Source organism: Pseudomonas sp. SDT291_1_S447, from assembly GCF_054070155.1.
Genome location: NZ_JBSVXS010000024.1, coordinates 1 through 7409, shown reverse-complemented (window position 1 = coordinate 7409; position 7409 = coordinate 1). Strand labels below are relative to the sequence as shown.

The 7409-nt window shown below is 60.2% G+C and carries 7 protein-coding genes; 3 read left to right on the top strand and 4 right to left on the bottom strand.

The genetic code is table 11. From position 1 onward, the window contains the following. Window positions 1-3: 3 nt before the first annotated feature. Window positions 4-828, top strand: coding sequence for an alpha/beta fold hydrolase (locus ACW9IR_RS10945; protein ID WP_457463158.1), 825 nt, complete (start codon window positions 4-6; stop codon window positions 826-828). Between the two features lie 112 nt (window positions 829-940). On the opposite strand, the gene dsbG is transcribed toward ACW9IR_RS10945, so the two are convergent. The 4 genes from dsbG to ACW9IR_RS10925 all read right to left on the bottom strand — a co-directional run bounded on the left by dsbG (window position 941) and on the right by ACW9IR_RS10925 (window position 5091). After that, on the bottom strand, window positions 941-1711 hold the full coding sequence (gene dsbG / locus ACW9IR_RS10940) for a thiol:disulfide interchange protein DsbG (protein WP_150706426.1): 771 nt from the start codon (window positions 1709-1711) through the stop codon (window positions 941-943). Continuing rightward, window positions 1687-2568 (bottom strand): TlpA disulfide reductase family protein, encoded by an 882-nt coding sequence (locus ACW9IR_RS10935; RefSeq protein WP_095120437.1) that lies wholly within the window; start codon window positions 2566-2568, stop codon window positions 1687-1689. The genes dsbG and ACW9IR_RS10935 overlap by 25 nt, the downstream gene beginning before the upstream one ends. Beyond that, the gene (dsbD, locus tag ACW9IR_RS10930; protein ID WP_102900414.1) at window positions 2568-4301 is read right to left on the bottom strand and encodes a protein-disulfide reductase DsbD; all 1734 of its coding nucleotides are present in this window, start codon (window positions 4299-4301) and stop codon (window positions 2568-2570) included. Before dsbD ends, ACW9IR_RS10935 begins: the two co-directional genes overlap by 1 nt. 97 nt (window positions 4302-4398) lie before the next feature. Continuing rightward, window positions 4399-5091 carry a hypothetical protein gene (locus ACW9IR_RS10925; RefSeq protein ID WP_016985442.1) on the bottom strand — a complete coding sequence of 231 codons (693 nt, stop codon included), beginning with the start codon at window positions 5089-5091 and terminating at the stop codon, window positions 4399-4401. A 238-nt stretch (window positions 5092-5329) separates the two neighbouring features. On the opposite strand from ACW9IR_RS10925, the gene ACW9IR_RS10920 reads away from it, so the two are divergent. Both ACW9IR_RS10920 and ACW9IR_RS10915 read left to right on the top strand, forming a co-directional pair. Next, the gene (locus ACW9IR_RS10920) at window positions 5330-6010 is read left to right on the top strand and encodes a response regulator (RefSeq protein ID WP_007908710.1); all 681 of its coding nucleotides are present in this window, start codon (window positions 5330-5332) and stop codon (window positions 6008-6010) included. Further along, complete coding sequence (locus ACW9IR_RS10915) at window positions 6010-7332, top strand: ATP-binding protein (protein ID WP_457463154.1); 1323 nt, start codon at window positions 6010-6012, stop codon at window positions 7330-7332. Before ACW9IR_RS10920 ends, ACW9IR_RS10915 begins: the two co-directional genes overlap by 1 nt. The last annotated feature ends 77 nt before the right edge of the window (window positions 7333-7409 follow it).

Here is a 7409-nt window from a genome sequence, read left to right as displayed (position 1 = left end):
TCGATGCCTTTTTTCACGGTTGACGGACAAGCGCTGCATTACATTGATCAAGGCTCAGGCCCGGCGGTGTTGCTGGCCGGCAGCTATCTGTGGGATCAGGCCATGTGGGCACCGCAGATTGCCGCTTTGTCGCCGCACTATCGGGTGATTGCGCTGGACCTGTGGGGCCATGGCGAGTCAGGGCGGTTGCCTGAAGGCACGGCATCACTGGATGACATAGCCCGTCAGGCGCAGGCTTTGCTCGATCATCTGGACATCGATCAGGTCACCCTCGTCGGGCTGTCGGTCGGCGGCATGTGGGGCGTGCGTCTGGCGCTGTCGGCACCGCAGCGCATCAACGGTCTGGTGCTGATGGACACCTACGTCGGCGTCGAACCTGAACCCACCCGGCAATACTACTTCTCGCTGTTCAAGCAGATCGAAGAAAGCGGCGAGATCTCCGAGCAATTACTGGACATCGTCGTGCCGATTTTCTTCCGTCCGGGTATCGATCCGCAGTCGGCGCTGTATCAGGATTTCCGCGCGAAACTGGCGGCGTACTCCTCGGATCGACTGCGCGAAAGTATCGTGCCGATGGGGCGTATCACCTTTGGCCGCGATGATTTGTTGCCACGGCTGAGCGAATTGAATGCGGCGACCACGCTGGTAATGTGCGGCGATCAGGACAAACCGCGACCACCGTCGGAAACAAAGGAAATGGCGGAGTTGATCGGTTGCCCGTGGGTGCTGGTGCCGGAGGCGGGGCATATCTCCAATCTGGAGAATCCGCAGTTTGTCACCGAGGTGTTGTTTACCTTCCTCAGCGAGCGCAACGGACGCACCGAGTAGTCTTCAATCGCGAGCAGGCTCACTCCTACATTCGACCGCATTCTTACTGACTGAGCGCGGTTAATTGTAGGAGTGAGCCTGCTCGCGATGGGGCCAGTCCAGGCGCCGAAAATTACTTGGGCCCGAGAATCTTCACCAACTTGTCCGGCGAAGGCGCGCCTTGCTGCTGTTGCAACTCACCCTTGTCATCCATGTAGAAGATCGCCGGCGTGGCCTGCAAATCCAGGTCTTCCATCAACTGCATGTTCGCCGCCAATTTGCTCTGCACGGCCACCGGAATCTCTTTCAAGGCTTTGAGCGAGCTGCCCTTGCCAGCCTTTTCGTGATCTTCCAGGGCCTTGGCCGGATCCTTCGCAGCGAGCAACGCGGCCGATTTGCCCGGGCTGTCCTCACGAATGATGCCGACCATGATGTGCCGCAGTTGCACCTTGCCGGATTTCACCCACGGCCGCGCCTGTTCCCAGAACATGTTGCAGTAAGGGCAGTTCGGATCGCTGAACAGGTACACGGTGCGCGGTGCATCCTTGTTGCCGTCCTGAATCCAGTTGCTCGCTTCGAACTTGGCCCAGACTTCCTTGGCCATCGGCGCATACACCATTTTTTGCAGCGGCTCGCTGCTCAGGTCTTTGCCGTCGGCGTCGTACATATTGCCGAGAATCACGTGTTTGCCATCCGGAGTCAGGTACAGCGCCATGCCGCGGTTCTGATACTGCGCCGCGTAACCACGCAAACCATCGGGGGCGTCGAACTGGCCGACGATTTTCGCGCCTTTGGCTTCGATCTGCTTGATCGCCGCAGGCAATTCTTCAGCGGCCTGCACTGACGGCAAGTGCAGCAGGGCGCTGCCCAGAGTCAGCGTCAGCAGGTGGCGGAGGCGGGGCATGGCAGTTTCCTTGCAGAGGTGGCCGGTGCGGTGGCCGGGTTTGAATTCGGGGTTGGGGTGTCGAAGTTTTCCAGGGCGCGCGCCAGGCTGGCGTTGGATAACTCGCCCAGGTGACTGCTCAGCAGCCTACCGTCAGGGCTGTAGAACAGCGTAGTCGGCAGGGCCATGGAACCGACGGCCTGACCCAGCCGGCCGCTGCGGTCGAACAGCACGTTGTTCAGGCTCAGGCCTTGGGTTTCAAGAAAGGTCGCCACGCTTTGCATGCTTTCGGCCTGATTGACGAACAGGAAGGTCAGGTCCGGACGTTGTTGCTGGGCATTCTCCAGGACTGGCATTTCGCGCCGGCACGGCGGGCACCAGGTCGCCCACAGATTGATCACCAGCGGGCCGCCCTGATAGTCGCTGAGCTGGATGGTTTCCCCCGCCGCATTGCGCAGGGAGATGTCCGGCAGCCGGGTGCCTTGTTCATAGATATTCAGCGCCAGCGTCGCCAACAGCCAGAACGCCACACCGCTGGCCACACCAAAACCCAGCGGGCGACGCAAGCCCGGTCGGCGCCAGCCGCGATACAGCGCCACCAGCAGCAGCACGATCACGCCCGGCCAGGCGAGGAAACCACCGTCACGCAAATCAATGATCTGCCACGGGTCATTGCGATAGTGCGACCAGTACAGCAACACAAAGGCAACACGCGCCGCGAGCATCCCGAGCAGAAACAGGCTGAACAACGCCGACTCGGGGTTATCGCCACCACGCTTGGCCACCCGCCAGCCGACAAAGGTCGCCAGCGCCAGGGCACTGATCAGCAGCAGGTGATTAAGCGCAATGGCAAAGGTGCCGAGGGTCAAAGTCAGCATTAATTGGCTTCCCGGGTGGTAGCCCAGCGTTGCAGGAATGTATCGGCATCGACTTCGCCGGTGATGCGCTGGCTGCGGCGTTCTTCGCCATCCGTGCCGATCCAGACGAAGCTCGGTGGCCCCGGCACTTTGTAGCGGCTGAGCAATTCACGGCTGGCGGCATTGTCGGCAGTGACATCGAGGCGCAGCAGGCGTACGTCACTCAACGCCTGCATGACCTTGTCCTTGCCGAACACCTGTTTCTCCATGACTTTGCACGACACGCACCAGTCCGCATAGTAATCGAGCAGCACCCACTGACCCTGAGCCTTGGCGGCATCGAGTTCGCGTTGTAGCGCCGCCGGCTCCTTGATCGTGGTGAACGCGTCATGCGCCGATGGCGCCGCCGTACTGGCGTGGCTGGCACTGTAGACCTGCAACGGCTGATACGGATCATCGCTGCCGCCCGCCGCACCGATCACCAGCAAACTGCCCCACAGCCCGAGCAACAACGAACTGGCGCCGAACAACTGGGCAACGCGGCCAAAACCTTCGGACTGTTTCCAGGCGCAAAACGCGGCGATCAATAACAGTGCACCGCACAGGCCCAGCCACAACGAAGCATCCAGCACTGGACGCAGCATCAACAGCGCGGTGGCGAGGAAGAGGAAACCGAACACACCTTTGAGCAGGTTCATCCAGGCGCCGGGTTTGGGCAGGAAGCGATTACCCACGGTCACCAGCAACAGCAACGGCACACCAATGCCTATGCCCAGCGAGAACAGGATCAAGCCACCGTGCAGCGCGTTGCCGCTCTGCGCGATGTACAGCAACGCACCGGCCAGCGGCGCGGTCATGCACGGGCCGACCAGCAGACCGGACAAGGCACCGAGCACCCCGGCGCCGATCAGGCTGCCACCGCTGCGACTGCGCGAGGCGTGTTCCAGGCGATCACGCAGAGCCACCGGCAGTTGCAGTTCAAAGAAACCGAACATCGGCAAGGCCAGCACCACGAAGATCGCGGCGAAGGTGCCGAGCAGCCACGGATTCTGCAACCACGCCTGCAAGTTCGCGCCGAGCAGCGCAGCAATCACGCCCATCGCCGCATACACCAGCGCCATGCAGATCACGTAACTGCCGGCCAGTGCGAAACCGCGACGCGGGGTGGCACCACTGCCGACCACCATGCCGGCCAGAATCGGCAGCATCGGCAATGTGCATGGGGTGAAGGCCAGCAACAGACCGAGGCCGAAAAACACCAGCAGGCTCCAGCCCAGCGCCCGTTGTTGCAGGCTGCTGGCCAAGGCCTGATCGGGTGCTTCTGCACCTGCGGCCACCGCGGCCTTGCCGCCCAGGTCAATCACCCGGGTTTGCGGCGGATAGCAAAGCCCCGCGTCGGCACAGCCCTGATAGCTGACCTTGATCTGGCCTGTGGCGGTTGCCGGGATTTTCACTTCCAGCCCTTGGCGATAGACCGGTTGTTCACCGAAGAACTCGTCGCTGTGGGATTCGCCTTCAGGCAGTGCGGGCTGCTGCTGCGCGCTCAGTCCATCGAATTTCAGGCGTTTCTGATACAGGTAATAGCCGTCGGTGATTTGCCAGAACAGCTGGGTTTCACCGGATTCAAGACGTTCGGAGGTGAGCACGAACGCCTTGTCGACCGGCAGAAACTCCGGTTTGGTATCAAATGGATTGTTCCCGGCCTGGGCCAGGCTGGAAATCAGCAGAGCAAAAAAGAGAAAAAAATGACGCATGGAGGAGCCTTGTCCCTGTGCAAGTGAGGTGCAGAATGGGCGGCGGCGATTAACCGATAATTAACCCTATCCTACAAGGCCCTCCGGTTTCGGCCAATCAGCCGCGCAGCAGTCCTGGCCAGTTCTGGTCATTGATGGTTTGCGGGCCGGAGACCAGACGGTCGGACTGAATGTTGTAAGTCAGGTATTGGTTGTCGGTCAGGAAAATGTACCAGTAGCTGTCGGCGAAAGTCCGGTCATTTTGCGCTGCCGTGATGATGCGGTCCTTGTACGGTTTCAGCGCCCCAAGTTGATAATCTCCGAAGGATTTGTAAGTCAGGGTCTTTGCCTTGTAGTTAAACGATAGATAGTGCCCGTCGTTCAGAATAAATCTGAACAGAAACGGCTGACCGGTCAGTTGGAACCAGGTACCGGCGATGATCTTGTCGAAGTAGGGCAGTATCGGCTTCCAGATCGAATCGGCAACTTTATAGAAGGCATCGACCTTGTCCTCGTCCTGGTTGTATTTACACACCACGGGTGTGGTTCCCTGATAGAAGAACAACCACGCAATATCTTCATCGGACGAGGTGTTCCAGCCGAATGAAGTGGTTGTCAGTCCGAAACGCAAGTCTTTGGCATGGGGGCCAAAGCTGTCCCAGTTACCGCCGACCAATGCCGGATAGTTGGCGGATACCTTATTGTCACCGATATCGAATCGGGAATAGGTGTTGCTGTCCTTGAAGAAGAAATAAATACGATCAGGACCGGAACGCCAATCGATCGCGACGAAGTTTGTTAGGTTAGGCATGTTTATTAAGTCCCTTTAAAGTTGTTGGTGTTTACCGGTCGAAAACTAAATGATCGAAGGGTTATTACATAGGGAGAAAGTGTTTCTTTATTAGTGGGAAAGTTACAGCGCCGAGTGAGCCCCCGCGTCAGGTGGCGCCCCGATGTTTTTGCCCGGCTTTGCGTAAACACCGGTGACGGTCATAATTGCCGCTTAATCCTCGCCTGCTTCACTCGCCTTTTTTATCCACGGAGCACCCATGCACGTACTGGTTTGCGAAGACGATGAGCTGATTGCCAGTGGCATCGTTGCCGGTCTTACGGCTCAGGGTTTGACCGTCGAGCACGTCAACACCGCGTCGAAAGCGCGGGCGATGCTCAAGGTCGCCGAATTTGACGTGATGGTGCTCGATCTCGGCCTGCCCGACGAAGATGGCCTCAAGTTGCTGCAACAATTGCGGCAGAGCGGACTGGAAATTCCGGTGCTGATCCTGACCGCGCGCGACTCGGTAACCGACCGTGTCGATGGCTTGCAGGCCGGGGCCGACGATTACCTGCTCAAGCCGTTCGATCTGCGTGAACTGTTCGCCCGTCTGCAAACCCTGTTGCGCCGGGTCGCCGGGCGCAGCGTCAACCTGATCGAGCACGGTGCGCTGACCTACGACCCGAGCAGCCGCGAAACCACGCTGGCCGGGCAACCGGTGGACCTGTCGCGCCGCGAGCAATCGCTGTTGCAGGCGCTGCTGCACAATCGTGGGCGGGTGCTGTCCACCGAACAGTTGAAAGACAGCGTCTACGGCTTCAACGATGAACTGGAAAGCAACGCGCTGAACGTGCACATCCATCACCTGCGCAGCAAACTGGGTAAAGGCATCGTCGAAACCGTGCGCGGTCTGGGCTATCGCCTCGGCCCGGCTGACGGTGGAGATCAAGGCAAGTGATGAGTCTGCGACTGCGCCTGAGCCTGACCCTCGGCGCTGCGTTTGCGCTGATCTGGGCGCTGGCGGCGGCCTGGATGCTCAGTGACCTGCGCAATCAGATGATGTTTTCCCTCGACCAACGTCTGGTGGCGTCGGCGCGCATGGTCGCCGGGCTGCTGGAACAGTTGCCGACACTGCCGAGCAAAGGCGAGGGCACCCACTTCAGTGCCGAGCAACTGAATATCCCCGGCGGCATGGCCTGTCAGGTCAGTTCGTTGCGCGGGGAAATTCTCGCGCGCAGCCACAACAATCCCGAACAGGCGCTGGAAGCCGAGAAAATGGGCTTCCATGACCAGATGATCGACGGCGCGCCGTGGCGCAGCTTCACCCTCGCCCGGGGCGATGTGCGCATCACCACGGCCGACCGGCAGATCGAGCGCGAAGCCCTGAACATGTCGATTCTGCTGGCGGCCTCGGTGCCGGTGGGCGTGGCGCTGCTCGGCTGCCTGTGCCTGTTGTGGCTGGGTATCGGCCAGGGGCTGGCGCCGCTCAACCGTCTGCGTGAGGCGCTGATGCGGCGCAATGCCGACTCACTCGAACCGCTGCAAATCCAGACCTTTCCCAGCGAATTGAAGCCGCTGCTCGAAACACAGAACCAATTGTTCCAGCGCATCGGCAAGACCATTGAGCGCGAGCGCCGCTTGACCGGTGACGCGGCGCATGAATTGCGCAGCCCGCTGACGGCGATCAAGACCCACCTGCAAGTCGCGCGCATGACCGATGGCAGCGCCCGCGATCAGTCGCTGGCGCGGGCCGAGGAGGGTGCCGATCGCTTGCATCGTACGCTCGAACAATTGCTATTGCTGGCGCGGGTCGAGGGCAGTCTGTCGTTCGATGACGGTTCGCAATGCAGCGCCGAGCAGGTGGCACGCCTGGCGATTCAGGACGCCACGGGAGGCGAGCGCCTGCGCATCAAACTGCAACTGCCAAGCGAGCTTTCCGCTGCAGCGCTGCAGATGCCGGCCGTGCTGTCGATTGCGGCGCTGCGCAATCTGCTCGACAACGCCTTGCGCCATACGCCAGAGGACTGTGCGGTTGAGCTGAGTCTGGAAACCATTGGTAACCGCGTACGTTTTGTCGTGCGCGATCATGGCCCGGGGATCGCGCCGGATGATCTGCAGCACCTGACCCAGCGCTTCTGGCGCAACGGGCAAAGCACCGGTTGCGGCCTCGGCTTGGCGATTGTCCAGGCGATCGTCCAGCGTTGCGACTGTGCCCTGCATTTCGACAGCCGCCCGGATGGCCTGCGCGTTGAACTGACCATGCCGTTGCAGCCTGTCTGATTCCAGCACAGCCTGTGTAGGAGCTGCCGAAGGCTGCGATCTTTTGATTTTGTTTTTCAAGATCAAGATCAAAAGAT